Raw genomic sequence first — 26,596 nt, 5'->3', positions numbered from 1 at the left:
ATGGCTGGGCTAGAAGGGATCGAACCTTCGCATGACGGAATCAAAATCCGTTGCCTTACCGCTTGGCTATAGCCCAATATATAATATGTAACAATTAATGTTCAACAAAATAAAAAGGTGGTAATCATATATTTCCCCATTAATGAGAATATATAACTGATCCACAGGATTTTATTAAAATGGTGGAGGGGGGCAGATTCGAACTGCCGAACCCGAAGGAGCGGATTTACAGTCCGCCGCGTTTAGCCACTTCGCTACCCCTCCGCAATATATGGTTGTAAATGGTGCCGGCAAGAGGACTTGAACCCCCAACCTACTGATTACAAGTCAGTTGCTCTACCAGTTGAGCTACACCGGCAAGTAAAGAATAAATGGTGGAGGATGACGGGATCGAACCGCCGACCCTCTGCTTGTAAGGCAGATGCTCTCCCAGCTGAGCTAATCCTCCGGATTAATGAATTAAGAATGGTGACCCGTACGGGATTCGAACCCGTGTTACCGCCGTGAAAGGGCGGTGTCTTAACCGCTTGACCAACGGGCCGGACTATTTTGTGTACATAGATAGATTGGGAAGCTCCCAAGCGGATTCGAACCGCTGACCTCTTCCTTACCATGGAAGTGCTCTACCTACTGAGCTATGGAAGCATATGGCTCCGCAGGTAGGACTCGAACCTACGACCGTTCGGTTAACAGCCGAATGCTCTACCACTGAGCTACTGCGGAATAATATAATGTTTCCTAAAACCCATTTAAAGATTTAAATGAATTGCTTGGCGGCGTCCTACTCTCACAGGGGGAAACCCCCAACTACCATCGGCGCTGAAGAGCTTAACTGCCGTGTTCGGAATGGGAACGGGTGTGACCTCTTCGCTATCGCCACCAAACAATAAAGGAACGTTGTTCCTTCAAAACTAGATAATAAGAAGGTATTTCATTTTTTAAAAAGCGTTGGTTAAGTCCTCGATCTATTAGTATCAGTCAGCTCCACATGTCGCCACGCTTCCACCTCTGACCTATCAACCTGATCATCTTTCAGGGATCTTACTAGCTTGCGCCATGGGAAATCTCATCTTGAGGGGGGCTTCATGCTTAGATGCTTTCAGCACTTATCCCGTCCGCACGTAGCTACCCAGCTATGCCTTTGGCAAGACAACTGGTACACCAGCGGTGCGTCCATCCCGGTCCTCTCGTACTAAGGACAGCTCCTCTCAAATTTCCTGCGCCCGCGACGGATAGGGACCGAACTGTCTCACGACGTTCTGAACCCAGCTCGCGTACCGCTTTAATGGGCGAACAGCCCAACCCTTGGGACCGACTACAGCCCCAGGATGCGATGAGCCGACATCGAGGTGCCAAACCTCCCCGTCGATGTGGACTCTTGGGGGAGATAAGCCTGTTATCCCCGGGGTAGCTTTTATCCGTTGAGCGATGGCCCTTCCATGCGGAACCACCGGATCACTAAGCCCGACTTTCGTCCCTGCTCGACTTGTAGGTCTCGCAGTCAAGCTCCCTTGTGCCTTTACACTCTACGAATGATTTCCAACCATTCTGAGGGAACCTTTGGGCGCCTCCGTTACTCTTTAGGAGGCGACCGCCCCAGTCAAACTGCCCACCTGACACTGTCTCCCACCCCGATAAGGGGCGCGGGTTAGAATTTCAATACAGCCAGGGTAGTATCCCACCAACGCCTCCACCGAAGCTAGCGCTCCGGCTTCTCAGGCTCCTACCTATCCTGTACAAGCTGTACCAAAATTCAATATCAGGCTGCAGTAAAGCTCCACGGGGTCTTTCCGTCCTGTCGCGGGTAACCTGCATCTTCACAGGTACTATAATTTCACCGAGTCTCTCGTTGAGACAGTGCCCAGATCGTTACACCTTTCGTGCGGGTCGGAACTTACCCGACAAGGAATTTCGCTACCTTAGGACCGTTATAGTTACGGCCGCCGTTTACTGGGGCTTCGGTTCAAAGCTTCGCTTGCGCTAACCTCTCCCCTTAACCTTCCAGCACCGGGCAGGTGTCAGCCCCTATACTTCGCCTTGCGGCTTCGCAGAGACCTGTGTTTTTGCTAAACAGTCGCCTGGGCCTATTCACTGCGGCTTTTCCGGGCTATTCACCCTAAAAAGCACCCCTTCTCCCGAAGTTACGGGGTCATTTTGCCGAGTTCCTTAACGAGAGTTCTCTCGCACACCTTAGGATTCTCTCCTCGCCTACCTGTGTCGGTTTGCGGTACGGGCACCTTACATCTCACTAGAGGCTTTTCTTGGCAGCGTGGAATCAGGAACTTCGGTACTATATTTCCCTCGCCATCACAGCTCCGCCTTAATGGAAACGGGATTTGCCTCGTTTCCGGCCTAACTGCTTGGACGCGCATATCCAACAGCGCGCTTACCCTATCCTTCTGCGTCCCCCCATCGTTCAAACGATGTATAGGTGGTACAGGAATATCAACCTGTTGTCCATCGCCTACGCCTTTCGGCCTCGGCTTAGGTCCCGACTAACCCTGAGCGGACGAGCCTTCCTCAGGAAACCTTAGGCATTCGGTGGAAGGGATTCTCACCCTTCTTTCGCTACTCATACCGGCATTCTCACTTCTAAGCGCTCCACCAGTCCTTCCGGTCTGACTTCAACGCCCTTAGAACGCTCTCCTACCATCGACACCTAATGGTGTCAATCCACAGCTTCGGTGATACGTTTAGCCCCGGTACATTTTCGGCGCGGAGTCACTCGACCAGTGAGCTATTACGCACTCTTTAAATGGTGGCTGCTTCTGAGCCAACATCCTGGTTGTCTAAGCAACTCCACATCCTTTTCCACTTAACGTATACTTTGGGACCTTAGCTGGTGGTCTGGGCTGTTTCCCTTTCGACTACGGATCTTATCACTCGCAGTCTGACTCCCAAGAATAAGTATTTGGCATTCGGAGTTTGACTGAATTCGGTAACCCGTTGGGGGCCCCTAGTCCAATCAGTGCTCTACCTCCAATACTCTCATCTTGAGGCTAGCCCTAAAGCTATTTCGGAGAGAACCAGCTATCTCCAGGTTCGATTGGAATTTCTCCGCTACCCACACCTCATCCCCGCACTTTTCAACGTGCGTGGGTTCGGGCCTCCATTCAGTGTTACCTGAACTTCACCCTGGACATGGGTAGATCACCTGGTTTCGGGTCTACGACCTCATACTCATTCGCCCTATTCAGACTCGCTTTCGCTGCGGCTCCGTCTTATCAACTTAACCTCGCATGAAATCGTAACTCGCCGGTTCATTCTACAAAAGGCACGCCATTACCCATTAACGGGCTTTGACTACTTGTAGGCACACGGTTTCAGGATCTATTTCACTCCCCTTCCGGGGTGCTTTTCACCTTTCCCTCACGGTACTGGTTCACTATCGGTCACTAGGGAGTATTTAGCCTTGGGAGATGGTCCTCCCTGCTTCCGACGGGATTTCTCGTGTCCCGCCGTACTCAGGATCCACTCAGGAGGGAACGAAGTTTCAACTACAGGGTTTTTACCTTCTTTGACGGACCTTTCCAGATCACTTCATTTACCCCGTTCCTTTGTAACTCCATGTTGAGTGTCCTACAACCCCAAGAGGCAAGCCTCTTGGTTTGGGCTAATTCCGTTTCGCTCGCCGCTACTCAGGAAATCGCATTTGCTTTCTCTTCCTCCGGGTACTTAGATGTTTCAGTTCCCCGGGTCTGCCTTCAGTACCCTATGTATTCAGGTAAAGATACTGTTCCATTACGAACAGTGGGTTTCCCCATTCGGAAATCTCCGGATCAAAGCTTACTTACAGCTCCCCGAAGCATATCGGTGTTAGTCCCGTCCTTCATCGGCTCCTAGTGCCAAGGCATCCACCGTGCGCCCTTTCTAACTTAACCGTTAAAAAGATCTTACAGATGCTTTGAAAAAAATTAATTGCCTTCTATCTATTATCTAGTTTTCAAGGAACAAAGCAGAAAGAATCCATCACATCGTGATGTTTTTCTTCCCTATCTGAATGAATTACTCATTCAAAACTGAACAAAACAAAAGCGCTCTCGTAATTATCCTTAGAAAGGAGGTGATCCAGCCGCACCTTCCGATACGGCTACCTTGTTACGACTTCACCCCAATCATCTGTCCCACCTTAGGCGGCTGGCTCCATAAAGGTTACCTCACCGACTTCGGGTGTTACAAACTCTCGTGGTGTGACGGGCGGTGTGTACAAGGCCCGGGAACGTATTCACCGCGGCATGCTGATCCGCGATTACTAGCGATTCCGGCTTCATGTAGGCGAGTTGCAGCCTACAATCCGAACTGAGAATGGCTTTATGGGATTCGCTTACCTTCGCAGGTTTGCAGCCCTTTGTACCATCCATTGTAGCACGTGTGTAGCCCAGGTCATAAGGGGCATGATGATTTGACGTCATCCCCACCTTCCTCCGGTTTGTCACCGGCAGTCACCTTAGAGTGCCCAACTGAATGCTGGCAACTAAGATCAAGGGTTGCGCTCGTTGCGGGACTTAACCCAACATCTCACGACACGAGCTGACGACAACCATGCACCACCTGTCACTCTGTCCCCCGAAGGGGAAAGCCCTATCTCTAGGGTTGTCAGAGGATGTCAAGACCTGGTAAGGTTCTTCGCGTTGCTTCGAATTAAACCACATGCTCCACCGCTTGTGCGGGCCCCCGTCAATTCCTTTGAGTTTCAGCCTTGCGGCCGTACTCCCCAGGCGGAGTGCTTAATGCGTTAGCTGCAGCACTAAAGGGCGGAAACCCTCTAACACTTAGCACTCATCGTTTACGGCGTGGACTACCAGGGTATCTAATCCTGTTTGCTCCCCACGCTTTCGCGCCTCAGTGTCAGTTACAGACCAGAAAGTCGCCTTCGCCACTGGTGTTCCTCCAAATCTCTACGCATTTCACCGCTACACTTGGAATTCCACTTTCCTCTTCTGCACTCAAGTTCCCCAGTTTCCAATGACCCTCCACGGTTGAGCCGTGGGCTTTCACATCAGACTTAAGGAACCACCTGCGCGCGCTTTACGCCCAATAATTCCGGACAACGCTTGCCACCTACGTATTACCGCGGCTGCTGGCACGTAGTTAGCCGTGGCTTTCTGGTTAGGTACCGTCAAGGTACCAGCAGTTACTCTGGTACTTGTTCTTCCCTAACAACAGAACTTTACGACCCGAAGGCCTTCTTCGTTCACGCGGCGTTGCTCCGTCAGACTTTCGTCCATTGCGGAAGATTCCCTACTGCTGCCTCCCGTAGGAGTCTGGGCCGTGTCTCAGTCCCAGTGTGGCCGATCACCCTCTCAGGTCGGCTACGCATCGTCGCCTTGGTGAGCCATTACCTCACCAACTAGCTAATGCGCCGCGGGCCCATCTATAAGTGACAGCCGAAACCGTCTTTCCATCTTCTCTCATGCGAGAAAAGAACGTATCCGGTATTAGCTCCGGTTTCCCGAAGTTATCCCAGTCTTATAGGCAGGTTGCCCACGTGTTACTCACCCGTCCGCCGCTAATCTCAGGGAGCAAGCTCCCATCGATTCGCTCGACTTGCATGTATTAGGCACGCCGCCAGCGTTCGTCCTGAGCCAGGATCAAACTCTCCGAAGAAATGTTTGACTTGCTCATTTTGCTTTTTTGATAGTGTGTGCTCACTTAAAATTTAACGTTGGCGCTTTGTTTTGTTCAGTTTTCAAAGAGCAATTTTTTTCGCCATCTCTCTTAGCGACTTTAATATCTTAACATCTTATTACCACTTCGTCAATAACTTTTTTAAAAAGTTTTTTTCGCTTTTTTCAAAAGCTATTACTACGTTGCAGCAACTTTTATAATATACCAGCGTATAAATCAATAGTCAATAGATTTTTTGAATATATTTCACTTTTAATTATCATGACTGATTCCCCTTGGATAAGTTCGTTTTCACCCTCATATATATAAGGCATTCCTCCTCGGTGCTCACCCTTTTAAACAGTCTGAAAAGGATGTTATATTTCTCGTTTATTGCCCTTTTGACTAAGTGATCAATTCTGTCATCCTGTAAATCGAATAGTATTTCATCCATCTCTCTTTTTAACAGATACTCCAATTCCATCTTCTCCTTGTCATTAATCAATAAACCGAGCATGATTCACACCTCCACCAGATATCTTTCCCCATTCCCTTCAATTTTATGAATTTCCAACTGATTTTTTTTGCATAACAATAATCCTTGCGCATAAATTTGAAGACAAGAGTCTTTTGGACAAGGGGATGGATTAATGAAATTTTTCATGGTGCTTCATGCAAAGAACATCAAATTTTATTCGTTAATTTTACTTACGGCACTTTTTACCGCTTGGTTCCTTTTTGTACAAAACATTCTTCATGCCCCTGTTTTTTCTACAGAAGATGGACCAAAAGCGGTTTATAAAGGGGAAAAGAATGTCGCGATCACGTTCAATATTGGCTGGGGTGATGAGAAAGCCGCTCCGATAATAGAGACATTGAAAAGGGAAAAGGTTGAGTCTGCCACTTTTTTCCTTTCCGGCTCTTGGGCTGAGCGTCATCCGGACATAGTAGAGGAAATTGGGAAAGAAGGATATGAAATCGGTATGCTTGGTTACGATTATAAGGATTATTCCGAAATGGAAGATCAAGAAATCATCCGGGATATTTCTAAAGCTCAGGAAGCATTCAAAAAACTGAATGTAAAGAATATAGAACTTTTACGAGCGCCCACCGGTCACTTTGATAAACGCCTCTTAAAGATTAGCGAAAATTTCGGATATACAGTTGTTCATTGGAGTATCGATTCAAAGGATTGGACCAATCCAGGTGTGGATCGAATCGTTCAGAACATCACCAAGGCCCAAAAGGGTGATATCATCTTATTACATGCTTCAGACTCAGCAAAACAAACAAATAAGGCTTTGCCTGAATTAATAGGTGAACTTCGAGCAAAAAATTTAAATTTCGTTAATGTTTCAGAAATGATCTCCAATTCATCAGCCAGCAGTGAGGAAATCCGCTGACTGAAAAAACTGCGTACTATGTTCTCCATGAACTTTAGTACGCAGTTTTTATGTTGGCTTCCTTATGTATGGCCCACGTCTTACATATAGGTTAGCTGCTGCCTTTACCTAATTCGCCGGCCTTCATTTTCTTCCCCTTTGCTGGAGTTTGCATCCGTCCTCTTTTACTGGCCAACTCCTTTTGTGAACGTTCGATCAATTTGCTTAGGACCAATAATTGATATGCATTGCAGACCAGTAACGGAAACAGCATGAAGTAAAGCCAGCTTTCATCATCGGAACTTAGGACAGGTATCCACTCCAAAACCGTGACTACGACCATGAAAAACAAGGCCGGTATAAACGATTGTTTATTCGTTTGTTTCATTTTGAAATAAGCTGTAATAAGTCCTGCAGCCAATACAACCAACGCCAGGACGATGTATGAACTAATCCCCTCACCTGAACCAAAATTAAGATATCGCAGATACACCAAATCAAATACAACAAAAAGAATGAGTACAATTTGAACGGCATTCCATAAGGAAGCGCTTTTAAATATTCCCAGACCGAAACGATGTATCGTTAAATAGGCAAAAAAGCCGGCTTGGCTTATGACACTGAAAATTAATCCAACACCGAATAACCAAATAAACGTTGATAGGATGGCACTGACTTCAAAAGAAGAAAAATAAGGCTTAAACTCACTCCATCGAGCTAAGAACCCTACAACTCCGCCCGTTACACCACCGATAAGCAATGTTGTTAAAAACAATTTAACTAAATTACGGCTGTTCATTGTTTTCCTCCATAAAATTTCTATTTCATTTCCTTAATTGTACCAACCAAATTTGGAAAAATCCACTTATTCCACCAAGGAATAATATCGCCGATTGGAACCATATTAACAATAAGAAGGATGAAAGGGGCCCTGCGTATGAGAGTGGGAGTTGCTTTGCTTTTCACGTCATTCTTACTCGTTTGTTCCGGTTGTGCTCAAAATGGAGCAGGCGCAGATAAAATGGAGTATGAAGAGACAAAGAAAATGGTCGTCGATATCTTGAAAACAGATGATGGAAAAAAAGCCATCCAGGATATCATTTCCGATGATAAAACGAAAGCTGAACTTATTATGGACTCGGATGTCATTAAGAAATCCATTGAAGATATGATCACTTCAGATAAAGGGAAGGAATTTTGGAAAAAGACATTTAATGATCCTGAATTTGCCTCCGCTTACGCTAAAGCTTTAGAAGATGAACATAAAAAGGTATTGAAGGACTTAACTGCTGATCCTCAGTATCGTGGAATGATCATGGAAGTAATGAAAGAACCGGACATGGAAAAAGAAATGAATAAATTATTGAAAACCAAGGAAATGCGCTCCGTCTATAAAGAGCTGATCATAGAAACCATGGAGAGTCCTCTCGTTCAAGCGAAAATGCAAGAGAGATTGGATAAAGCAGCTACTAAAGCGGTAGAGAAGGAAAACAAGGATAAAAAGGAAAAGTAATGAAATAAGGCTGATTCCAATTGGAATCAGCCTTCATTTTATTGTAGCTTTTCAATGACCTTTTTAGCAATATCCTCGTATATCCTTCCAAGCCTATGGTCTGCTGCGTAAATGGAGGGAGCAAAGTCCTCTTCATTCCAATCTGGCTGTTGCAGGGGCAGTTGACCTAAAACTTCTGTACGAAGTTCTTCTGCCAGCTTCGCGCCGCCGCCTTTTCCGAATACATATTCTTTTTCACCGGTCGTTTTACTTTCGAAGAATGACATATTCTCAATGACACCTATGACTTCATGTTCTGTCTTGATGGCCATTGCACCAGCTCTTGCAGCAACGAAGGCTGCAGTCGGATGCGGTGTCGTAACAATGATTTCTTTACATGAAGGGAGCATCGTATGCACGTCCAATGCAACATCGCCTGTACCTGGTGGTAAGTCAAGGACTAAATAGTCCAATTCTCCCCATTCCACTTCATTAAAGAAACTGTTAAGCATCTTACCCAGCATCGGTCCTCTCCAGATGATAGGCGCGTTATCTTCTACAAAAAAGCCCATTGAAATAACTTGAACGCCAAACCGTTCTACAGGAATGATCTTTTCCCCACGAACAACCGGTCTTTTTGTTATCCCCATCATATCAGGTACACTGAATCCATAAATATCGGCATCAACCAGTCCGACCTTTTTACCTAAACGGGCAAGTGAAGTAGCGAAATTCACTGAAATCGTAGATTTTCCCACTCCGCCTTTACCACTGGCGATCGCGATGAATTGTGTCTTGTTATTAGGTCCAAGCAAACCTTGGTCCGCTTCACCCTGCGGAATGCTTTCACGGTGCTTAGCCAACTCACCTTCAGAAAGTTCCGTGAAACGGATGCCTACAGATTCCGCTCCGTTCGTTTTCAGCAAGTCCACCACTTCTGATTGCATTTGCATTTGCTCGGCAGTCCCAGTTTTCGCAATCGCAAGTTTAACGCTTACATGATTCTTTTCAGGCTTTATTTTTATTTCTATAATTCCATTTGTCTCTTCAAGGTTTTTATGTAAAAAAGGGTCTTTAAGATCCTTCAATAAATTCAGTACTTTCTCTTCTGTTAACAAGTCGAGCACCCCTTTGAATTCGTTTTTTTTTCCCATTTTTCAGTATAACATATTACCGAAATAAAGCTTATTATCTGTCCTGTATTCGTAACCGATTATTTCCCATAGTAAAAAGGCCTTGTACTTTACAAGACCCAGACGTCACTCTTCATCCGATAGTTTTTCCTCTGTAAAGTAACGTAAAATGCCCATATAAATCGAACTGGCAACCTTTTCTTGATACCCATCACTGATAAGGCGTTCCCTTTCCTCAGTATTGGAAAGAAAGCCAATTTCCACAAGCGCTCCCGGTTTTTTAGCATAATTCATCAAATACACATTATTGATCGTTTTTGCATCACGCTTTGTATTTTCCAGGTTTCTAATGATTTCAGTCTGAATGAATTTTGCTACCTGTTCATTTTCCTCAAACCTGTTTGTATAAAAGGTTTGGGCTCCTTTCGATGACGCTGATGGAAAAGAGTTCAAATGAATGCTTAAGAATAAGTCCGCTTCCGAATCATTGATCATTTCAACCCGATTCCGTAAGTCTTCCTGTTTGCGCTGGCGGATCCCCTTTGTATTACCCTGTGCCAAATCCTCATCCTTCTCACGGGTCATGATGACAAGGGCACCCTGTTCCTGTAAATAGTCCCTGACCTTCAATGAAACGGAAAGGGCAATTTCCTTTTCCATTACCTTTTGTACATTTGCCCCTCCGTCCATCCCTCCATGACCAGCATCCAGTATGATTACCTTACCTGCCAACGGAAGGTTCCAAGAGTCCCAAGAATCATCTTCAACAAATTTAAAAGTCACAATTAAAAAAAGGACAAACAATCCCATAGCGATTCCTGTATATTTCAGCTTTTTGCGCATGACCGTTCCCCTTCCATGATCCCTCTATTAAAAAGTATGGGACAAACCATGGAATTAGAACAAGGAACGAGTGATTTTTGCCTTCTTAATGCAGTTTCATTTTATATCGTTTTTCACCAGTCTTAAAGCCGTCCAGCCACCACTCTCCCACAAACCCCTCACAGCAATAAAACAAACCTTCATCGAAAGCGTTATTTGCTGTAACTTCCCGCCAATACAAAATAAAGTTAAAAAGAGTATCGATCAAAAACTTTTCTTCCTTCCAGGACCTGGCCCTTACATCGTCTTCTGACTCACCGTAATAGCCAAACTTACTATAGTTCGCCCCTAATAAATAAGCCTCGATTGCAACATCAAAGTAGCCTTCTTCCAAGACATCCATCAAATCCTGTCCAAAGTAACGCTGGATTCTTCCCTTCATATCCTCGATAGAAAGATCCTTGAGCAATCTACGTTCGAACTTCAGTTGCCTTTCCCTTTGCATCTCCTGTAAACCTAATATCACAGCCATATTTCACCTCCGGGGCATTTCCCCATTTCCCAAATTATTTCCCAAGACATAATTTAGTTTTTGCGTTCTATTTTGAACCATTCATTTATTCTATTGGCAAAAAATAATGAGGATAAGTTCAGCAGGCGCAGGACGATGATCTAGTTTTATAAGAACACTGTTAAAAAGAAGACTGCCTGTACGGATTATAGAACAGAGATGTAAGCCGTTAAGAAGGAACCAGTATTACCTTTGAAATATGAAGCGATTCGCGCGTACCTAAAAACGCACCTCCTGGGTAACAAGGCATACGATTGAATATTCCGGAGTTTTCTCGCTTTTACACTTAGATCATTTGGACCGAAGAAACTTTCTCCCCCGATAACTTGCAACTCAGGCTGCTACCCGAGGCTGCCTTTGCCGACTTGGGTAGCTCACTTCGTATGTCTCTCTGGACATTGATCAATCCTAATTATTCATCATGCTTATCCATGTTTTGTTTCCTCTTCTTTCCCCCTTAGTAAAGAGTCGATTAGGATGACAAATGAATCACCTTTAACAAAACAGACGGATGTCATGGAGAAAGTAGAAAAATGATCAAATATATAAGCGTGAAAAAGTTTTAATCTTGGCATTAAGATTAAATAAAAAGGACATCCCTGATAAACGGATGTCCATGATATAACTTTTTATAATAGCGAAGTCATTTAATAGCTGCTTAATTAGCAGGTATCTTATTTTTAATTGTCCGGAATTCCCGGCGCAGTTTGTCATCAAACGGATACTTTTTTTGGTCGTAACATCAATCCCTATATCTGTCCGGCTCTTTTCTTTAAGCGGCCTACAAGCGGCACTACAATTATACCGGCTATTATGACCTGCATTACGTTACCAGGGACGGAGCCGAATGGCTGTATCCAGTTACCGTAAAGGATAACTTCAGCAAAATAATAGCCCACGATTTTTATGATCAACGCAACGGCAATGGCCAACGTGTATACATATTCTCTTTTGCCGGGTACCTTTTCGGATATGAGTCCTACTAAAAAGCCCATTGCACCTACTATGATGAATGTAAACGGTGCCCATGCTGCCCAACCAGATAAAAGATCGAATAGGGCCATTCCGAATGCTCCAGCTATGGCCCCTGTTTTTTTGCCGTAAACCAAGGCTGCTATAAAAAGAGGAACGTTACCCAGATGGATTAGGCCTCCGTTACCCATTATCGGGAGCTTGATGTTGATGAATGTCGCTACAATGGTTAATGCGATGAAAAGGGCATTGATGACTAAGGCCTTTGTTTTAGTTGTTTCTGTCGCTGAGAATGTTGAATTCATATGAAGTCCTCTTTCTTTTTTTTAGTATTATCATACTCCTAATCAGAAACTTAATAAATATGGATTTTACAAATAAACCTGTATTACATAAATAAACTCATCTTCCAACGAATGGAACGCAACTGTCTCCAACGCTGAAACGCCTTTACCGCGGCGTTTCATTTGCATTTGATGCTGGAAAGACGCATTCAGAATTCATGATGTGGTCTAATCTTTTACCGGGCCTAAAAAAGACACCGAACCATCAAGGACGACTATTAAAAACTGTGAAAATCTAAAACATCAGAACAAAACCCCGACATTAATGAAATTCAAAGTTGATTCAAACGAAAGTAGAATCAGTGCACTCTGTACATTAAATAAATTTGATTGGCAATATAATCTGAACTAAAATGAAGCCCCTGTCTTAACCACCATATTATAATGCCTACCAAGGAGGCTGTTTTAATATCAATGGCAACATAATCAGCAGGTAAATCCTTCTTGGAATTCTTCCTCCTTATTTCTACTAATTGCTTTAATAATGAAAACAATTGTTCCTCAAACTGATTCGTATTAAATAAAATAAGTAAATAATTTCGATGGATATATAAGTAATCAAGCAATTGTGTTAGCTGTTGTTTTTCTGATAAATCTTTTGCATGTATTAAAGCAACAATTTTATCAGAAAGCTCATTTAAAATCTCATCGGTGATTTGCGTTAGTAAATCTTGAATATCCTGGTAATGCAAGTAAAATGTTGTCCGATTTAATCCTGCATTGGCTGCGATTTTCTGAACCGTTAAATTTGAAATTGCGGGATCCTCGCATAAGAGAGCAATGACCGCATTTTTAAACATTTCTCTAGAACGAATTGTACGAGGATCTTCTTTTTTAGGTATAGACATTTTTAACTCCTTTATAGTTTTTTCTTTTACTTTCTCAACAGCATATATTTCTATGTCGATTAGTGAACATTTTCATGAAAACTGTTCATGGTAAGGAACATGTATTTTTGTTACCATCGATTTTATCGACACGATGTTGAGAATGCAAGACAAAAATAAAGGGGTTGTCGAAAGAAATGGACATAACAGAAGGAAATAAAAAAGTATTATTAATTGTATTGATTGCTGGCTGTTTTTTATCAACATTAAATCAGACTTTATTAAATGTTGCATTGAGTGGCTTAATGGACGTATTTCATGTAACGGCTGCAACTGTACAATGGTTATCAACAGGCTTTATGCTAGTAAACGGTGTTTTAGTACCAATTACTGCTTTTTTAATGAAACGGTTTACAACAAGGCAGCTATTTATTAGCTCAATGTTTTTTTTGCTCATCGGATCGGTAATTTGTGCATGTGCGATGAATTTTGGCATGCTTTTAACAGGAAGAATGATTCAAGCAATTGGTGCCGGGATTATTATGCCTCTAATGATGACAGTTATTTTATATTTATATCCTAGCGAAAAGCGTGGAAGTATTATGGGGACAATTGGCTTTGCGATGATTTTTGCTCCAGCCATCGCTCCTACATTATCTGGTTTTATCATTGAGTATGTTTCATGGAGATGGCTATTTATTGGGTTAATCCCATTTATATTAATTGTCATTGTTCTAGCGTTCAAATATTTAATGAATGTTGCGGAGACAACAAAAGCAAAATTAGATATCACAAGTGTCATTTTATCAACGATTGGTTTTGGCTGTATTTTATTTGGATTTAGTAGCGCAGGAAGCAAGGGGTGGGATAATCTCGTTGTCATAACTACAATTATCGTCGGAATAATCGTGACGACTCTATTCTGTATACGTCAAATGAAATCCAATGATCCATTATTAAATTTATCCGTATTTAAGTATAAAATTTTCACTCTCACATCATTCATCAATGTACTAATTACAATGATTATGTATGCGGATTTAATACTTTTACCAATTTACTTGCAGAATGGACGAGGTTTTACAGCATTTGAAGCAGGTTTGCTGTTATTACCTGGAGCTGTCATTAATGCCTTCTTATCCCCTATCACAGGTAAAATGTATGACAAATACGGTGCTAAACCACTCTTTATTACAGGTTTACTATTTATCATTGTTTCGATGTGGGGAGTCATTGATGTAAACGAATCAACAACCTATATGTATTTAATGGTTCGTACCATTATTTTACGAATTGGATTAAGCTTTATTACCATGCCTTTAAATACAGCAGGGTTAAATGCTTTACCACGAGAATTGGGTTCCCATGGTTCAGCTGTAAATAATACCATTCGCCAATTGTCAGGTGCTATCGGCACAGCAGTTGTCATCACAGTGTATACAATGCAAGCAACTTTACATGCCTCTGAGCTATCAGTGCAAAATGAAAACATTACAGCTATACGACTAGAGTCATTAGCTTCTATCTTTGGCTCAAGTGACGCCTATGTTTTTATGTTAATCTTATCTATTGTGGCGTTAATTTTTACATGTTTTATGCCTAAAAAAGCCACAATCAAAAAAAGTGAAAGTGAATCCCATAACTAAAATTATTAACAATGGAGTCTTTAAAATAAAGCATATCTGGGATATCCCAGATATGCTTTATTATTTTTAATATATTTCAGTCCCACACAATAAGGTTCATGGAGCATGATATGATCAAAATCTTTTTCCTGATAAAAAAAGACCCCCAACCAAAATGGTTGAGAGCCTTTGAAACGGTAATAGAATTAACGTTTTGAGAACTGAGGTGCACGACGTGCGCCTTTAAGACCGTATTTTTTACGTTCTTTCATACGTGGGTCACGAGTTAGTAAACCAGCAGTTTTAAGAGATGGACGGTATTCTGGATCAACTTGAAGCAATGCACGAGCGATACCGTGACGGATTGCTCCAGCTTGACCAGTGTATCCACCACCGCTAACGTTTACTAGAACGTCGTAATTTCCAGTAGTTTCCGTTGCAACTAGTGGTTGGTTAACAACTTCACGTAATGCTGCGAAAGGAATATATTCATTAATGTCACGACCGTTAATAACGATGCGACCTTCGCCTGGTACTAAACGTACACGAGCTACTGAGCTCTTACGGCGACCAGTACCATAATATTGAACTTGTGCCAAGATAGTAACCTCCTTAGTAATTATCCGCGTAATTCGTATACTTCTGGTTGTTGAGCAGCGTGAGGGTGCTCAGCTCCAGCGTATACGTGTAATTTTTTGTAGATTTGACGACCAAGAGAATTCTTTGGAAGCATACCTTTGATAGCAAGTTCAAGCATTCTCTCAGGGTAGTTTGTACGCATTTCAAGAGCAGTTCTAGTTTTAAGACCGCCTGGATGCATAGTGTGACGGTAATAAATTTTGTCAGTCAATTTTTTACCAGTCAAGTGGATTTTTTCAACATTGATTAGAATTACATGATCACCAGTGTCAATGTTAGGTGTAAAAGTTGGTTTATGTTTACCACGTAAGATGGATGCTACTTCAGTAGAAAGGCGACCCAAAGTTTTGCCTTCAGCGTCAATCACATACCATTTACGTTCTACTTCATTAGCTTTCGCCATAAATGTCGTACGCATGGTTAACCTCCTAAAAAACTTTTTAATTTTTTATATTTATTTTCAATCACAATAAACTTCCGGGGCTTATCGTGGGATTAAAATACATACCATATTATATTAACTTCTCCCAGATTCATTGTCAAGGGAATGTTACACTAGGATAAGTTGTCTATAAAATACTCTCTGCAACTCCATGAAAAGGTCAGTATAGCGCCAAACCGCTCCATTACTGATTTCTTCCCGTTTATCAGTTGTAAAAAAACTGGTATCACACGAGAAATATTTTTATTTGTAAAATACTTTCCATAAATACAAGCCTTGGGCTGGTGCTGTTTTCCCTGCAAAACTGCGGTCTTTTTTATCCAATATCCCGATCATATCCCGGGGTGCCATCTTCCCGCTGCCGACTTCCAGGAGTGTCCCAACCAAGATACGTACCATATTATACAGAAAACCTTCCCCAACGAAGCGAAAAACCATGACGCCATCGCTCTCTTCAAAATCGATTTCTTGAATGGTTCGAACTTTATCGACCACTTCCGTTTTTGCCGAACAAAAACTTGTAAAGTCATGTGTCCCTATCAAATAGGAAATGGCTTCCCTCATCGCCTTCCCATCTAATGGGTAGGGATAATGGTAGGCGTAATTACGTTGGAACGGATCCCGTAGATTGGATCGGGCTACGATATAACGGTACTCTTTCCCAGTCGTATGGAACCTCGCGTGAAAATCGTCAGGCACGATATCGACTTCCAAAACGACAATATCGGTCGGAAGAAGGGCGCTGAACGCCTTTACCCAATTTTCAGTAGGAAATGTAAGGGGCGATTCAAAGTGAATGACCTGCCCCTTTGCATGGACCCCTGAATCTGTCCTGCCTGAAGCAGTCACCTTTATAATTGAGCCTTTGTGCATTTGTGCTAAGACTGCCTCGAATTCACTTTGTATGGTTCGTTTCTCAGGCTGCACCTGATACCCAGCGAAACCCGTGCCGTCATACGCGATCACACATTTATATTTTGGCATAGTACTCTTCCTTAATATGAACGTAATAAAAATAACATGACCGTAAGAAGACCTATTGAGACCATTAAAAGGCTATCACTCGTCTTCCAGTCCAATTGGCGGTATTTCGTGCGGCCTTCCCCACCACGATATCCTCTTGATTCCATGGCAGTTGCCAATTCTTCTGCCCGTTTGAATGAACTCACAAATAAAGGAACAAGCAGCGGTACAATCGATTTAACCCTGTCCTTTACTGGACCAGATGAAAAGTCAACTCCCCTTGCAGTTTGAGCCTTCATGATTTTTTCCGTTTCCTCCATTAGCGTTGGAATGAACCGAAGGGCAATGGACATCATCAATGCTAGTTCGTGTACAGGCATTTTCCACTTTTTCAAGGGACCCAACAGCTCTTCCATTCCATCTGTAATGGATATCGGAGTTGTCGTCAATGTTAATAGTGACGTAACAAGGATTAGTAAAGTAAATCTTACGGATATGAACAAACCTTGAATCAAACCGCCTTCATAGATCTCGAACCAACCGTATTCAAAAAGCAATTCCCCTTCTTTCGTAAATAATATATGGAGAAGGAAAGTAAACACGATTAAGAAAAAGATAGGTTTTAACCCATTATAAAGATAGCGAAGGGGTATCTTCGAAAGGCTAATCAAAAGGATGGTGAATACCGCGAGTAAACCATAAGAAACGACATTATTCGCCAAAAAGATGACACAAACAAACAGAAACACAAGGAGTAATTTAGCCCTTGGATCCATCCTGTGTATCAGGGAGTCAGCAGGTACATAGCGCCCGATAATCATTTTATCCAGCATCAGCGGTTCCCCCGTTTCATGGCTTTATCTATTTCTATCGCTAAATCACCGATATTAAGACACGGTTGATCAAATCTAACCCCAAGTTCCTTCTGGAGCTTGAGCTGAAAACGTACCGTATCAGGTACATCCAGGCCAAGCTCAAGTAATTGTTCTGGCTCGGAGAAGATTTCCTGCGGAGTCCCTTTTTTGAACACCGTACCCTGGTGCATGATAATGATGTCATCCGCGTACTTTGCTGCATCCTCCATACTATGTGTCACTAGAATTGTAGAAATGCCCCTTACTTTATGCAAATCATAAAACATGTTCATTATTTCTTTGCGTCCCCGTGGATCCAGTCCCGCTGTAGGCTCATCCAGTACCAATACTTCCGGCTCCATGGCAAGTACCCCGGCAATGGCCACCCGCCGCATTTGTCCGCCGGATAGATCGAATGGAGATTTTTCAAGAATTTCCTCACTCAATCCAACTTGAGCGATGGCTTTCCTGGCCAGTTTCTTAGCATCGGTTTCAGAAACCCCAAAATTCATAGGTCCGAAACATATATCCTTTTCAACCGTTTCATCAAATAGCTGATGTTCCGGAAACTGAAAAACAATTCCGACCTTTTGTCTAATTGGCCGCAATGCCTTTTCTTTTCTTCCAGCCTCGATCGTCCGGTCCCCAATGAAGACCCGACCCTTCGTCGGTTTTAAAAGAGCATTCAAATGCTGCAGTAGCGTCGATTTCCCGGACCCTGTATGCCCGATGATTGCGGTATAGGTTCCCGGCTCCATTGAAATATTGACATCATGAAGGGCGAGATGTTCAAAAGGAGTATTCACCTGATAGCGGTATTCTACATCATCGAGTGTAATTCGCATAAATCCTTCACCAACTCTTCCTCTGTCAAATGCCCATCAACCACACGAACACCATTTTTTTGTAACTCTTTGGTAAGTTTCACTGAAAAGGGAATATCCAGACCAAGAGCAATTAATTCTTCCTCTAATTCAAAAATATCCTGAGGCGGTCCTTCACGATATAACCGACCTTGGTTCATGACTATCATTCGATCAGCTTTCGCAGCTTCCTCAAGATCATGGGTGATTGATATGACGGTAATCTCGTTTTCCTGTTTTAACTCCCTAACTGTTTCAAGCACTTCTTCACGGCCTCTTGGGTCAAGCATGGAGGTTGCTTCATCTAAGATGATTATGTCTGGCTGCAAGGCTATTACACCTGCTATGGCCACTCTTTGCTTTTGACCGCCGGATAGATGGTGCGGCTCTTGATTAAGAAAGGCATTCATTTTAACCTTATTTAACGCACCATGAACACGCTCCACCATAACCTGCTGAGAAACACCGGCGTTTTCTAAACCAAAAGCCACATCATCCTGAACTGTAGTGCCTACAAATTGATTATCTGGGTTTTGAAAAACCATGCCAATTTTTTGGCGCGCATCCCAAACAGTTTCTTCCGTCAATAGTTGATCATTAATCGTAATGGTACCTGAGTTAGCGAACTGAAGTCCATTCAGTAACTTCGCTAATGTCGACTTGCCAGAACCATTATGCCCGACAATCGCAAGCCACTCCCCCTGATGAATATCAAATGAAACATCATCCAAGGCGTTTCGAGACTGACCCTCATATTTAAAAATAATATTATTTAAAGAAACCAGCTTCTTCCCCATGTGGCCCTCCTCATCCTCGACTGCACTCGTCTAATCTAAACTCTGCTCAATCAACATAAACATAGTGGTATTTCTTCTGAAAATATAAAAAAACGCTGCACCCCTTCCACCGAAAGAATTTTCGGTAAATTAAGAGCAGCTTACAGCGGGCCTGTTACGAAAAACAGGTTATCTTATAATCGCTTATCAAAAGCGGGAAGGGATGCTTGAGCTAGACGTGAAGGCTCCCTGTATAAACAGGTTCCGCCAGCCATCGTAACACTCAATGCGAATTTCTAAATAACAGAATTTCTATTTAAAAAAAGAAAAAGGGCATAGAACAAGTGAGTTTATTCAATTGTCCCGCCCTTTTTCATCGTTGTTATTAAACTAATTCAATAACCACGACTGGTGCACCGTCACCGCGGCGTGGACCAACTTTCATGATACGAGTGTATCCACCTTGACGTTCTTCATAACGTGGAGCCACGTCACTGAATAGTTTTTGAAGGGCATCTGTGCCATTCTCAGCGTCAGCGATTTCGTTACGGATGAATGATGCAGCTTGACGGCGTGCATGCAAGTCACCACGTTTACCAAGAGTGATCATTTTATCTACTACAGAACGTAATTCCTTTGCACGTGCTTCAGTAGTTTCAATGCGCTCATGGATAATAAGATCCGTAGCTAAATCACGAAGTAATGCTTTACGTTGTGCGCTAGTGCGTCCTAACTTTCTGTAACCCATTAGAGATTCCCTCCTTTGTTGAAGTTCTATATTGTGTGTCTAAACAAGGCTCACAACATAATGGATTGATTCCGCCATGTTATCAGTCGTCTTTACGAAGACCTAAGCCTAATTCTTCTAGTTTCGCTTTCACTTCTTCAAGTGATTTACGGCCTAGATTACGTACTTTCATCATATCTTCTTCCGTTTTATGAGCTAGCTCTTGAACGGTATTGATTCCAGCACGTTTCAAGCAGTTGTAAGAACGAACAGAAAGGTCTAATTCTTCGATCGTCATCTCAAGAACTTTTTCTTTTTGATCTTCTTCTTTTTCAACCATGATTTCAGCATTTTGAGCTTCATCGGTTAACCCAACAAAGATATTTAAATGCTCTGTTAAAATCTTAGCTCCAAGTGCTACCGCTTCTTGCGGACCCGTACTGCCATCAGTCCAAACATCGAACGTTAACTTGTCAAAGTTAGACAACTGTCCAACACGTGTATTTTCAACTTGGAAAGATACGCGTGAAACTGGAGTGTAAAGAGCATCGATTGGAATTACACCAATTGGTTGATCTTCTCTCTTGTTTTGAACAGCAGGAGTGTAGCCGCGGCCGCGACGTGCAGATAAACGCATACGCATATGACCGTTTTTACCAATTGTAGCAATATATAAATCCGGATTAAGAATTTCTACATCACTATCATGAGTGATATCAGCAGCCGTGATGACTCCGTCACCTTGAACGTCAATTTCCAGCGTCTTCTCTTCATCAGAGTAAATCTTAAGAGCTAGTTTTTTCACATTAAGAATGATAGATGTTACATCTTCCACGACGCCTTCAATTGTTGAGAACTCATGTAGCACTCCATCAATTTGTATAGCTGTGACAGCAGCACCTGGGAGTGAGGATAAAAGGATACGACGTAAGGAGTTACCCAATGTAGTACCATACCCACGCTCTAGTGGCTCTACGACGAATTTACCGAATTTGGTATCGTCGTTGATTTCAACCGTTTCGATTTTTGGTTTTTCTATTTCGATCATCAATAAACCCTCCTTCAAAACGTCAAAACCCCGGCAAGTAAACTAAGTCACTTAAACCGAAATTCCCCATGTATACGTTCCCGCTGTGCGCAACAACTGAAAATTAATCCTCTGTAAGAACGCAAACTCAGTATTATATCCCATTATTGACAGGAATACAAAATCTATACAGAAAAATTAAACACGGCGACGTTTTGGTGGACGGCATCCGTTATGTGGAACTGGAGTTACATCTTTAATTGCAGTTACTTCTAGGCCAGCAGCTTGAAGTGCACGAATAGCAGCTTCACGTCCAGCACCAGGTCCTTTAACTGTAACTTCAAGAGTTTTCATACCATGTTCAATTGATGTTTTAGCAGCTGTTTCAGCAGCCATTTGTGCAGCAAATGGAGTGGATTTACGAGATCCACGGAATCCTAGAGCTCCAGCACTTGACCAAGAAATAGCATTACCATGAGAGTCAGTGATCGTAACGATAGTGTTATTGAAAGTTGAACGAATATGTGCAATACCAGTTTCTATATTCTTTTTCACACGACGTTTACGTGTATTAGTTTTACGTGCCATGAAAAGTAACCTCCTTTACTAATTATTTTTTCTTGTTAGCTACAGTACGACGAGGTCCTTTACGCGTACGAGCATTGTTTTTTGTATTTTGACCGCGGACAGGAAGACCACGACGGTGACGTAAACCACGGTAAGAACCGATTTCCATTAAACGTTTGATGTTTAGGGAGATTTCACGACGAAGGTCGCCTTCTACTTTAAGCTTGTCAATGATATCACGAATTTTATTCAATTCGTCTTCCGTTAAGTCACGAACGCGAGTTTCTTCAGAAACGCCTGCTTCTGCAAGAACTTTCATCGCTGTTTGTTTTCCAATACCATATATATATGTTAATGAGATAACAATACGTTTGTCACGGGGAATATCTACTCCAGCAATACGTGCCATGCTTGAGTGCACCTCCTTCTATTTAGCCTTGTTTTTGTTTATGTTTAGGGTTTTCGCAAATAACCATAACTTTACCTTTTCTGCGGATAACTTTACACTTTTCGCAGATTGGTTTGACTGATGGTCTGACTTTCATTGCTATCTAACCTCCTTATACAGATCGGAGCGTAACCGGATTATTTGAACCGGTATGTGATTCTGCCGCGAGTTAGATCATACGGGGAAAGCTCAACCGTAACTTTATCTCCAGGCAAAATGCGAATAAAGTGCATACGAATTTTACCGGATACATGAGCTAAAACAGTATGACCATTTTCTAATTCTACCTTAAACATTGCATTTGGCAAAGTCTCTTGTACTGTGCCTTCTACTTCAATTACATCATCTTTCGCCATTAAAGTGATTCTCCCTTCTCTATGCGTGAACCTATTAAAGGTACACATCTTTCCGTCAACATTACTACAGTCCAATTATCCTCATAAGTCTTACAATTCTGCATCAAGTATTCACCATTTTGTAGAACCAGGCTTTAACTGAGGACCTTTATCAGTTGGACCGAAATGAGGATTTTATGGGTCCTCATGTAAGTCTTGACCGATTCCGTGACCGACATACTCTCGAATAGAGAAGCAATTAGTCTCGACATAGGTTTGAATAGCATGGGAGATGTTTGAAAGGCGCACGCCTGACATAGCTTCTTTCAACCCTCTATATCACGACTCTTTAGGAATCCCAATAGAGTCACTGCATTTCTTCATCAATTTTGCCGACCGGATATGTCCATGAAGATCACTTAAAAAGTAATCGCCCAATTCAGGGAATACCAAGTACAAGAACCTGATTAATAAATGTGCGAATGCTCTCGCGAAATCCATTATACCCTTTGTATTAAAGGAATGCACCAAGTTTAACTAGTAAGATATAAAAATGGTATGAATTTCATAAATCAATACGAATGATTAATTTTGCAAAGCACCTAATAACACATCGATATTTTCAAATACCTTATTAATATCTTGCTGTCCATTAATGTTGACCAAGTATCCTTTGTCTCCGTAGAAATCAAGAAGTGGCTTGGTTTGTTTCAAATTCACATCTAAGCGATTTTGAACCGTTTCTTCATTATCGTCAGCACGTTGATATAATTCTCCGCCACAGCGGTCGCATACATCATCTTTAGCAGGAGGATTGAATACAAGATGATATGTCGCACCACATGATTTGCAAATACGACGTCCTGTCAATCTTTCCATTAAGATGCTTTTATCCACATCGATATTAATGACAAAATTTATTTTTCGATCTAAATCAGTAAGAATGCTTTCAAGTGCCTCTGCCTGTGCCACAGTACGTGGAAATCCATCAAGCAAAAAACCCTTTAGGCAGTCTTCCTTGCTTAAACGTTCACGTACAATGCCAATGGTAACTTCATCAGGTACCAATTCGCCTTTGTCCATGAATGATTTTGCCTTTAGACCTAATTCTGTTCCATCTTTGATAGCTGTTCGGAACATATCTCCAGTAGAAATATGAGGGATATTATATTTTTCTACGATTTGTTCAGCTTGAGTGCCCTTACCAGCACCCGGCAGACCCATTAACACTAGATTCAATTTTCTTCCCCCTCAAACTCTATAATGGGTAAAGGGAACAAACCGTTCCCAAAACTCATTACTTTATAAAGCCTTTATAGTGTCTCTTCACAAGTTGTGATTCCAGTTGCTTCATCGTATCAAGGGCAACCCCCACTACGATTAGCAAACTAGTGCCACCAATCTGTGCAGATTGAGGTAGATCAGCAAGCTTAATGAAAAATACCGGTAAAACGGCAATGATGGCTAAGAATATAGAGCCTACAAACGTTAATCGGTATAAAACACGTGTTAAATATTCTTGTGTACTCTTACCTGGACGAATCCCCGGCACATAGCCACCTTGCTTTTTCAAATTCTCAGCCATTTGTTCAGGGTTAACCTGAATGAATGCATAAAAATACGCAAAAGCAATGATAAGAGCAACATAAATGATCATACCAATTGGCTTGGTGTAATCAAGATTTGTTGATATCCAACTAGTGACGCTGTTCTTTCCGAAGAAAGAAGCGATTGTAGTTGGAGTAATGATAAATGCCATTGCAAAGATTACCGGAATAACCCCCGCAGCATTTACTTTCAATGGTAAATGTGTAGACTGGCCACCCATTTGTGTACGACCTACCGCAGCACGTTTCGCATACTGAATAGGAATTTTTCGTAATGCCTGCTGAATGAAGATGACAGCAACCACGATTGCTAATACTGCTAAAACAATGAGGATAATCGTTATGATTCGTAAGAATAATTGATCCCCGGCATTTTCAAATTGTTGGGCGTAGATCTGATTTGCCGTAGTTGGCAAACTAGCTACGATACCAGCAAAGATTATGATGGAAATCCCATTACCCACACCCTTAGCAGTGATCAGCTCCCCTAACCACAAAAGAAAAGCTGTTCCTGCCGTTAAGACAGTCGCAATAAGCAAGTATGTTGCAATTCCAGGATTTTCAATCAATTGGCCACCTGACATATTATTGAACCCATAAGACATACCCAAAGCTTGGATGAATCCTAGGATAATAGTGAAGTAACGAGTGAATTGAGCTAATTTACGGCGCCCTGCTTCTCCTTGTTTAGACCATTCAGTGAACTTAGGTACAACATCCATCTGTAATAGTTGAACGATGATAGATGCCGTGATGTATGGCATGATACCCATCGCTAATATGGAAAAGTTTTGTAGTGCTCCGCCGCCAAAGGTATTTAAAAGACCGATGACGCTCAGCTGGTCCTGTTCAGCGAGAAAATCGGCATTCACATGCGGTACAGGTATAAATGTACCGATGCGATAGACGATTAACATTAGAAGGGTAAAAATAATCTTATTCCTTATTTCACCCACGCGCATAAAATTGGAGATCGTGCGAAACATTAGATCACCTCTGTATTACCGCCAGCAGCTTCGATAGCTTCTTTAGCAGTAGACGAGAATTTGTGAGCTTTAACAGTAAGCTTTTTCTCAATGCTTCCTTTGGCAAGAATTTTGATTCCTGCTTTTTCTTTACTTACAACTCCAGTCTCAAGTAAAAGAGCTGGTGTTACTTCAGTACCGTCTTCGAAAAGATTTAACGTATCGAGATTCACGATAGCATAGTCTTTACGGTTGATGTTGGTAAATCCACGTTTAGGTAGACGTCTGAATAGAGGAGTTTGTCCCCCTTCAAATCCAAGACGCACACCGCCGCCGGAGCGAGCGTTTTGTCCTTTATGTCCTTTACCTGCTGTTTTACCGTTACCAGATCCAATACCGCGACCTTTACGTTTACGTTCTTTACGAGAACCTTCTGCAGCTTTTAACTCATGAAGTTTCATGTTGGCACCTCCTTGTTAAGTTAAAAATTATTTTATTGTTCTTTTACAGTAACAAGATGAGCAACTTTGGTAATCATACCGCGAATCGCAGGGTTATCTTCATGAGTAACCGTTTGATGCATTTTGCGTAAACCCAAAGTGTTAACTGTAACACGTTGATCTTCTGGACGACCAATCAAGCTGCGAGTGAGGGTAATTTCTAATTTATTAGCCATAATTCGATTTCCCTCCTTATCCTAACAGTTCTTGTACTGATTTTCCACGTAACTTAGCTACGTCTTCAGCACGTTTCAATTGCTTCAATCCTTCAATTGTTGCGCGAACCATATTAATAGGTGTATTAGTACCTAGTGATTTAGACAAGATATCGCTAACTCCGCCTAATTCAAGTACCGCACGAACAGGACCACCAGCAATTACTCCTGTACCTTCAGAAGCTGGTTTCAATAGAATGTGACCTGCGCCATAGCGACCGTTCACAAGGTGAGGAATTGTAGTTCCAACCATTGGTACTGTAATTAGATTTTTCTTAGCATCCTCAATAGCTTTACGGATAGCATCCGGAACTTCTTGAGCTTTACCAGTACCAAATCCAACATGACCATTTTTATCACCAACAACAACTAGTGCAGTGAAACGGAAACGACGTCCGCCTTTAACAACTTTAGCTACACGATTTACTGTAACTACGCGTTCTTCAAGTTCTAATTTATTAGGATCAATGCTACGCATCTGTTATGTCCCTCCTTATCCATTAAAATTCTAAGCCGTTTTCACGAGCAGCGTCAGCCAATGCTTTAACACGACCATGGAAGAGGTAACCACCGCGGTCAAATACCACAGCTTTGAAACCTTTTTCAACAGCACGTTTCGCAATAAGTTCGCCAACTTTTTGAGCTGCTTCAGCATTGCTACTAGCTTCGATACTGATCTCTTTATCAAGAGTTGAAGCACTTGCTAATGTTACGCCTTGTGCATCGTCAATTAATTGTGCGTAAATGTGTTTGTTTGAACGAAACACATTTAAACGAGGACGAGCTTCTGTTCCAGAAAGCTTAGCACGTACACGTGCATGTCTTTTCTGACGAGTAGCATTTTTATCAAGCTTCGTAATCATTTACGTCACTCCTTTCGTTTACTTATGCGG

Annotated in this window: 31 protein-coding genes, 7 tRNA genes and 3 rRNA genes; 3 read left to right on the top strand and 38 right to left on the bottom strand. The window is 42.3% G+C overall.

The window, feature by feature from the left end:
- Position 1: 1 nt before the first annotated feature.
- From QUF94_RS26485 to QUF94_RS26435, 11 genes are all read right to left on the bottom strand, one after another.
- Positions 2–76: transfer RNA gene (locus QUF94_RS26485), tRNA-Gln, on the bottom strand.
- Between the two features lie 104 nt (positions 77–180).
- A tRNA-Tyr gene (locus tag QUF94_RS26480) sits at positions 181–264 on the bottom strand.
- An 18-nt stretch (positions 265–282) separates the two neighbouring features.
- Positions 283–358, bottom strand: a tRNA-Thr gene (locus QUF94_RS26475).
- Positions 359–372: 14 nt separating this feature from the next.
- Positions 373–448, bottom strand: a tRNA-Val gene (locus tag QUF94_RS26470).
- 18 nt (positions 449–466) lie between these two features.
- Positions 467–541 (bottom strand) — tRNA-Glu (locus tag QUF94_RS26465).
- Positions 542–572: 31 nt separating this feature from the next.
- Positions 573–645: transfer RNA gene (locus QUF94_RS26460), tRNA-Thr, on the bottom strand.
- A gap of 3 nt (positions 646–648) precedes the next feature.
- Positions 649–723: transfer RNA gene (locus QUF94_RS26455), tRNA-Asn, on the bottom strand.
- 45 nt (positions 724–768) lie between these two features.
- Positions 769–884 (bottom strand): 5S ribosomal RNA (gene rrf, locus QUF94_RS26450).
- A 64-nt stretch (positions 885–948) separates the two neighbouring features.
- Positions 949–3,881, bottom strand: a 23S ribosomal RNA gene (locus tag QUF94_RS26445).
- 175 nt (positions 3,882–4,056) lie between these two features.
- Positions 4,057–5,607 (bottom strand): 16S ribosomal RNA (locus QUF94_RS26440).
- The 16S, 23S and 5S rRNA genes sit together here with 7 tRNA genes alongside, the layout of an rRNA operon.
- A gap of 280 nt (positions 5,608–5,887) precedes the next feature.
- Positions 5,888–6,124 (bottom strand): hypothetical protein, encoded by a 237-nt coding sequence (locus QUF94_RS26435; RefSeq protein ID WP_289318667.1) that lies wholly within the window; start codon positions 6,122–6,124, stop codon positions 5,888–5,890.
- Positions 6,125–6,257: 133 nt separating this feature from the next.
- Here QUF94_RS26435 and pdaB point away from each other — a divergent pair, with 133 nt between their 5' ends.
- On the top strand, positions 6,258–7,010 hold the full coding sequence (gene pdaB / locus QUF94_RS26430; RefSeq protein WP_289318666.1) for a polysaccharide deacetylase family sporulation protein PdaB: 753 nt from the start codon (positions 6,258–6,260) through the stop codon (positions 7,008–7,010).
- A gap of 91 nt (positions 7,011–7,101) precedes the next feature.
- On the opposite strand, the gene QUF94_RS26425 is transcribed toward pdaB, so the two are convergent.
- Positions 7,102–7,788, bottom strand: a complete 687-nt coding sequence (locus tag QUF94_RS26425) for a KinB-signaling pathway activation protein (RefSeq protein ID WP_289318665.1) — start codon at positions 7,786–7,788, stop codon at positions 7,102–7,104.
- 138 nt (positions 7,789–7,926) lie between these two features.
- On the opposite strand from QUF94_RS26425, the gene gerD reads away from it, so the two are divergent.
- Positions 7,927–8,502, top strand: coding sequence for a spore germination lipoprotein GerD (gerD, locus tag QUF94_RS26420; protein ID WP_289318664.1), 576 nt, complete (start codon positions 7,927–7,929; stop codon positions 8,500–8,502).
- A 38-nt stretch (positions 8,503–8,540) separates the two neighbouring features.
- On the opposite strand, the gene QUF94_RS26415 is transcribed toward gerD, so the two are convergent.
- The 6 genes from QUF94_RS26415 to QUF94_RS26390 all read right to left on the bottom strand — a co-directional run bounded on the left by QUF94_RS26415 (position 8,541) and on the right by QUF94_RS26390 (position 13,171).
- Positions 8,541–9,599 carry an Mrp/NBP35 family ATP-binding protein gene (locus QUF94_RS26415; RefSeq protein ID WP_289318663.1) on the bottom strand — a complete coding sequence of 353 codons (1,059 nt, stop codon included), beginning with the start codon at positions 9,597–9,599 and terminating at the stop codon, positions 8,541–8,543.
- Between the two features lie 141 nt (positions 9,600–9,740).
- Positions 9,741–10,457: an N-acetylmuramoyl-L-alanine amidase CwlD gene (gene cwlD, locus QUF94_RS26410; RefSeq protein WP_289318662.1), complete on the bottom strand. Its 717-nt coding sequence runs from the start codon at positions 10,455–10,457 to the stop codon at positions 9,741–9,743.
- An 85-nt stretch (positions 10,458–10,542) separates the two neighbouring features.
- Positions 10,543–10,968 (bottom strand): DUF2521 family protein, encoded by a 426-nt coding sequence (locus QUF94_RS26405; protein ID WP_289318661.1) that lies wholly within the window; start codon positions 10,966–10,968, stop codon positions 10,543–10,545.
- Between the two features lie 464 nt (positions 10,969–11,432).
- Positions 11,433–11,582: a hypothetical protein gene (locus tag QUF94_RS26400; protein ID WP_289318660.1), complete on the bottom strand. Its 150-nt coding sequence runs from the start codon at positions 11,580–11,582 to the stop codon at positions 11,433–11,435.
- Between the two features lie 174 nt (positions 11,583–11,756).
- Positions 11,757–12,284, bottom strand: a complete 528-nt coding sequence (locus QUF94_RS26395; protein ID WP_289318659.1) for an ECF transporter S component — start codon at positions 12,282–12,284, stop codon at positions 11,757–11,759.
- Positions 12,285–12,622: 338 nt separating this feature from the next.
- Positions 12,623–13,171: a TetR/AcrR family transcriptional regulator gene (locus tag QUF94_RS26390; protein WP_289318658.1), complete on the bottom strand. Its 549-nt coding sequence runs from the start codon at positions 13,169–13,171 to the stop codon at positions 12,623–12,625.
- 176 nt (positions 13,172–13,347) lie between these two features.
- Between QUF94_RS26390 and QUF94_RS26385 the strand changes: the two genes are divergently transcribed.
- Positions 13,348–14,796: a DHA2 family efflux MFS transporter permease subunit gene (locus QUF94_RS26385; protein ID WP_289318657.1), complete on the top strand. Its 1,449-nt coding sequence runs from the start codon at positions 13,348–13,350 to the stop codon at positions 14,794–14,796.
- Positions 14,797–14,981: 185 nt separating this feature from the next.
- Here QUF94_RS26385 and rpsI read toward each other — a convergent pair whose 3' ends face one another.
- From rpsI to rplR, 20 genes are all read right to left on the bottom strand, one after another.
- Positions 14,982–15,374 (bottom strand): 30S ribosomal protein S9, encoded by a 393-nt coding sequence (rpsI, locus tag QUF94_RS26380; protein WP_034304957.1) that lies wholly within the window; start codon positions 15,372–15,374, stop codon positions 14,982–14,984.
- Between the two features lie 20 nt (positions 15,375–15,394).
- On the bottom strand, positions 15,395–15,832 hold the full coding sequence (gene rplM / locus QUF94_RS26375) for a 50S ribosomal protein L13 (RefSeq protein WP_034304960.1): 438 nt from the start codon (positions 15,830–15,832) through the stop codon (positions 15,395–15,397).
- A gap of 267 nt (positions 15,833–16,099) precedes the next feature.
- Entirely contained in the window at positions 16,100–16,840 is a 741-nt protein-coding gene (gene truA, locus QUF94_RS26370; RefSeq protein WP_289318656.1) for a tRNA pseudouridine(38-40) synthase TruA, read from the bottom strand.
- Between the two features lie 11 nt (positions 16,841–16,851).
- Entirely contained in the window at positions 16,852–17,652 is an 801-nt protein-coding gene (locus QUF94_RS26365) for an energy-coupling factor transporter transmembrane component T family protein (RefSeq protein WP_289318655.1), read from the bottom strand.
- Complete coding sequence (locus QUF94_RS26360; RefSeq protein ID WP_289318654.1) at positions 17,652–18,518, bottom strand: energy-coupling factor ABC transporter ATP-binding protein; 867 nt, start codon at positions 18,516–18,518, stop codon at positions 17,652–17,654. Before QUF94_RS26360 ends, QUF94_RS26365 begins: the two co-directional genes overlap by 1 nt.
- Positions 18,494–19,333, bottom strand: coding sequence for an energy-coupling factor ABC transporter ATP-binding protein (locus QUF94_RS26355; RefSeq protein WP_289318653.1), 840 nt, complete (start codon positions 19,331–19,333; stop codon positions 18,494–18,496). Before QUF94_RS26355 ends, QUF94_RS26360 begins: the two co-directional genes overlap by 25 nt.
- Positions 19,334–19,697: 364 nt before the next feature.
- A complete protein-coding gene (gene rplQ, locus QUF94_RS26350; protein ID WP_034304973.1) occupies positions 19,698–20,060 on the bottom strand; it encodes a 50S ribosomal protein L17 in 363 nt (120 codons plus the stop codon).
- An 82-nt stretch (positions 20,061–20,142) separates the two neighbouring features.
- Positions 20,143–21,087 carry a DNA-directed RNA polymerase subunit alpha gene (locus tag QUF94_RS26345; RefSeq protein ID WP_053349049.1) on the bottom strand — a complete coding sequence of 315 codons (945 nt, stop codon included), beginning with the start codon at positions 21,085–21,087 and terminating at the stop codon, positions 20,143–20,145.
- Between the two features lie 177 nt (positions 21,088–21,264).
- Positions 21,265–21,654: a 30S ribosomal protein S11 gene (gene rpsK, locus QUF94_RS26340; protein ID WP_028390438.1), complete on the bottom strand. Its 390-nt coding sequence runs from the start codon at positions 21,652–21,654 to the stop codon at positions 21,265–21,267.
- Between the two features lie 22 nt (positions 21,655–21,676).
- Positions 21,677–22,042 (bottom strand): 30S ribosomal protein S13, encoded by a 366-nt coding sequence (gene rpsM / locus QUF94_RS26335; RefSeq protein ID WP_057915228.1) that lies wholly within the window; start codon positions 22,040–22,042, stop codon positions 21,677–21,679.
- Positions 22,043–22,064: 22 nt separating this feature from the next.
- Positions 22,065–22,178 carry a 50S ribosomal protein L36 gene (gene rpmJ / locus QUF94_RS26330; RefSeq protein ID WP_003156543.1) on the bottom strand — a complete coding sequence of 38 codons (114 nt, stop codon included), beginning with the start codon at positions 22,176–22,178 and terminating at the stop codon, positions 22,065–22,067.
- 40 nt (positions 22,179–22,218) lie between these two features.
- Positions 22,219–22,437, bottom strand: a complete 219-nt coding sequence (gene infA / locus QUF94_RS26325; RefSeq protein ID WP_028390440.1) for a translation initiation factor IF-1 — start codon at positions 22,435–22,437, stop codon at positions 22,219–22,221.
- Between the two features lie 174 nt (positions 22,438–22,611).
- Positions 22,612–22,734 (bottom strand): M24 family metallopeptidase, encoded by a 123-nt coding sequence (locus QUF94_RS29165; protein WP_289318652.1) that lies wholly within the window; start codon positions 22,732–22,734, stop codon positions 22,612–22,614.
- 21 nt (positions 22,735–22,755) lie between these two features.
- Positions 22,756–22,917 (bottom strand): hypothetical protein, encoded by a 162-nt coding sequence (locus tag QUF94_RS29160; RefSeq protein ID WP_214773328.1) that lies wholly within the window; start codon positions 22,915–22,917, stop codon positions 22,756–22,758.
- An 84-nt stretch (positions 22,918–23,001) separates the two neighbouring features.
- Positions 23,002–23,655, bottom strand: coding sequence for an adenylate kinase (locus QUF94_RS26310; RefSeq protein ID WP_289318651.1), 654 nt, complete (start codon positions 23,653–23,655; stop codon positions 23,002–23,004).
- A 58-nt stretch (positions 23,656–23,713) separates the two neighbouring features.
- Positions 23,714–25,009: a preprotein translocase subunit SecY gene (gene secY / locus QUF94_RS26305; protein WP_289318650.1), complete on the bottom strand. Its 1,296-nt coding sequence runs from the start codon at positions 25,007–25,009 to the stop codon at positions 23,714–23,716.
- Positions 25,009–25,449, bottom strand: a complete 441-nt coding sequence (gene rplO / locus QUF94_RS26300) for a 50S ribosomal protein L15 (protein ID WP_034304982.1) — start codon at positions 25,447–25,449, stop codon at positions 25,009–25,011. The genes secY and rplO overlap by 1 nt, the downstream gene beginning before the upstream one ends.
- Positions 25,450–25,481: 32 nt before the next feature.
- Positions 25,482–25,664, bottom strand: coding sequence for a 50S ribosomal protein L30 (rpmD, locus tag QUF94_RS26295; RefSeq protein ID WP_289318649.1), 183 nt, complete (start codon positions 25,662–25,664; stop codon positions 25,482–25,484).
- 16 nt (positions 25,665–25,680) lie between these two features.
- On the bottom strand, positions 25,681–26,181 hold the full coding sequence (gene rpsE / locus QUF94_RS26290) for a 30S ribosomal protein S5 (RefSeq protein WP_034304987.1): 501 nt from the start codon (positions 26,179–26,181) through the stop codon (positions 25,681–25,683).
- Positions 26,182–26,203: 22 nt separating this feature from the next.
- Positions 26,204–26,566 (bottom strand): 50S ribosomal protein L18, encoded by a 363-nt coding sequence (gene rplR, locus QUF94_RS26285; protein ID WP_061440390.1) that lies wholly within the window; start codon positions 26,564–26,566, stop codon positions 26,204–26,206.
- Positions 26,567–26,596: the final 30 nt, after the last annotated feature.

Source organism: Peribacillus sp. NJ4 (assembly GCF_030348345.1).
Taxonomy (GTDB): domain Bacteria; phylum Bacillota; class Bacilli; order Bacillales; family DSM-1321; genus Peribacillus.
This window is presented reverse-complemented; position numbering and strand designations above follow the sequence as displayed.

Excerpts from the sequence above, each read along its gene's own strand:
- gerD (WP_289318664.1), top strand. The coding sequence starts at position 7,927 with ATGAGAGTGGGAGTTGCTTTGCTTTTCACGTCATTCTTACTCGTTTGT.
- QUF94_RS26435 (WP_289318667.1), bottom strand. The coding sequence starts at position 6,124 with ATGCTCGGTTTATTGATTAATGACAAGGAGAAGATGGAATTGGAGTAT.
- QUF94_RS26390 (WP_289318658.1), bottom strand. The coding sequence starts at position 13,171 with ATGTCTATACCTAAAAAAGAAGATCCTCGTACAATTCGTTCTAGAGAA.
- rplR (WP_061440390.1), bottom strand. The coding sequence starts at position 26,566 with ATGATTACGAAGCTTGATAAAAATGCTACTCGTCAGAAAAGACATGCA.
- secY (WP_289318650.1), bottom strand. The coding sequence starts at position 25,009 with ATGTTTCGCACGATCTCCAATTTTATGCGCGTGGGTGAAATAAGGAAT.
- QUF94_RS26405 (WP_289318661.1), bottom strand. The coding sequence starts at position 10,968 with ATGGCTGTGATATTAGGTTTACAGGAGATGCAAAGGGAAAGGCAACTG.
- QUF94_RS29160 (WP_214773328.1), bottom strand. The coding sequence starts at position 22,917 with ATGGATTTCGCGAGAGCATTCGCACATTTATTAATCAGGTTCTTGTAC.
- QUF94_RS26400 (WP_289318660.1), bottom strand. The coding sequence starts at position 11,582 with ATGCCAAGATTAAAACTTTTTCACGCTTATATATTTGATCATTTTTCT.
- rplO (WP_034304982.1), bottom strand. The coding sequence starts at position 25,449 with ATGAAACTTCATGAGTTAAAAGCTGCAGAAGGTTCTCGTAAAGAACGT.
- pdaB (WP_289318666.1), top strand. The coding sequence starts at position 6,258 with ATGAAATTTTTCATGGTGCTTCATGCAAAGAACATCAAATTTTATTCG.
- truA (WP_289318656.1), bottom strand. The coding sequence starts at position 16,840 with ATGCCAAAATATAAATGTGTGATCGCGTATGACGGCACGGGTTTCGCT.
- QUF94_RS26360 (WP_289318654.1), bottom strand. The coding sequence starts at position 18,518 with ATGCGAATTACACTCGATGATGTAGAATACCGCTATCAGGTGAATACT.
- rpmJ (WP_003156543.1), bottom strand. The coding sequence starts at position 22,178 with ATGAAAGTCAGACCATCAGTCAAACCAATCTGCGAAAAGTGTAAAGTT.
- QUF94_RS26425 (WP_289318665.1), bottom strand. The coding sequence starts at position 7,788 with ATGAACAGCCGTAATTTAGTTAAATTGTTTTTAACAACATTGCTTATC.
- QUF94_RS29165 (WP_289318652.1), bottom strand. The coding sequence starts at position 22,734 with ATGTCAGGCGTGCGCCTTTCAAACATCTCCCATGCTATTCAAACCTAT.
- rpsE (WP_034304987.1), bottom strand. The coding sequence starts at position 26,181 with ATGCGTAGCATTGATCCTAATAAATTAGAACTTGAAGAACGCGTAGTT.
- infA (WP_028390440.1), bottom strand. The coding sequence starts at position 22,437 with ATGGCGAAAGATGATGTAATTGAAGTAGAAGGCACAGTACAAGAGACT.
- rplQ (WP_034304973.1), bottom strand. The coding sequence starts at position 20,060 with ATGGGTTACAGAAAGTTAGGACGCACTAGCGCACAACGTAAAGCATTA.
- rpsM (WP_057915228.1), bottom strand. The coding sequence starts at position 22,042 with ATGGCACGTATTGCTGGAGTAGATATTCCCCGTGACAAACGTATTGTT.
- cwlD (WP_289318662.1), bottom strand. The coding sequence starts at position 10,457 with ATGCGCAAAAAGCTGAAATATACAGGAATCGCTATGGGATTGTTTGTC.
- QUF94_RS26365 (WP_289318655.1), bottom strand. The coding sequence starts at position 17,652 with ATGCTGGATAAAATGATTATCGGGCGCTATGTACCTGCTGACTCCCTG.
- rplM (WP_034304960.1), bottom strand. The coding sequence starts at position 15,832 with ATGCGTACGACATTTATGGCGAAAGCTAATGAAGTAGAACGTAAATGG.
- rpsK (WP_028390438.1), bottom strand. The coding sequence starts at position 21,654 with ATGGCACGTAAAACTAATACACGTAAACGTCGTGTGAAAAAGAATATA.
- QUF94_RS26355 (WP_289318653.1), bottom strand. The coding sequence starts at position 19,333 with ATGGGGAAGAAGCTGGTTTCTTTAAATAATATTATTTTTAAATATGAG.
- rpmD (WP_289318649.1), bottom strand. The coding sequence starts at position 25,664 with ATGGCTAATAAATTAGAAATTACCCTCACTCGCAGCTTGATTGGTCGT.
- QUF94_RS26395 (WP_289318659.1), bottom strand. The coding sequence starts at position 12,284 with ATGAATTCAACATTCTCAGCGACAGAAACAACTAAAACAAAGGCCTTA.
- QUF94_RS26385 (WP_289318657.1), top strand. The coding sequence starts at position 13,348 with ATGGACATAACAGAAGGAAATAAAAAAGTATTATTAATTGTATTGATT.
- QUF94_RS26345 (WP_053349049.1), bottom strand. The coding sequence starts at position 21,087 with ATGATCGAAATAGAAAAACCAAAAATCGAAACGGTTGAAATCAACGAC.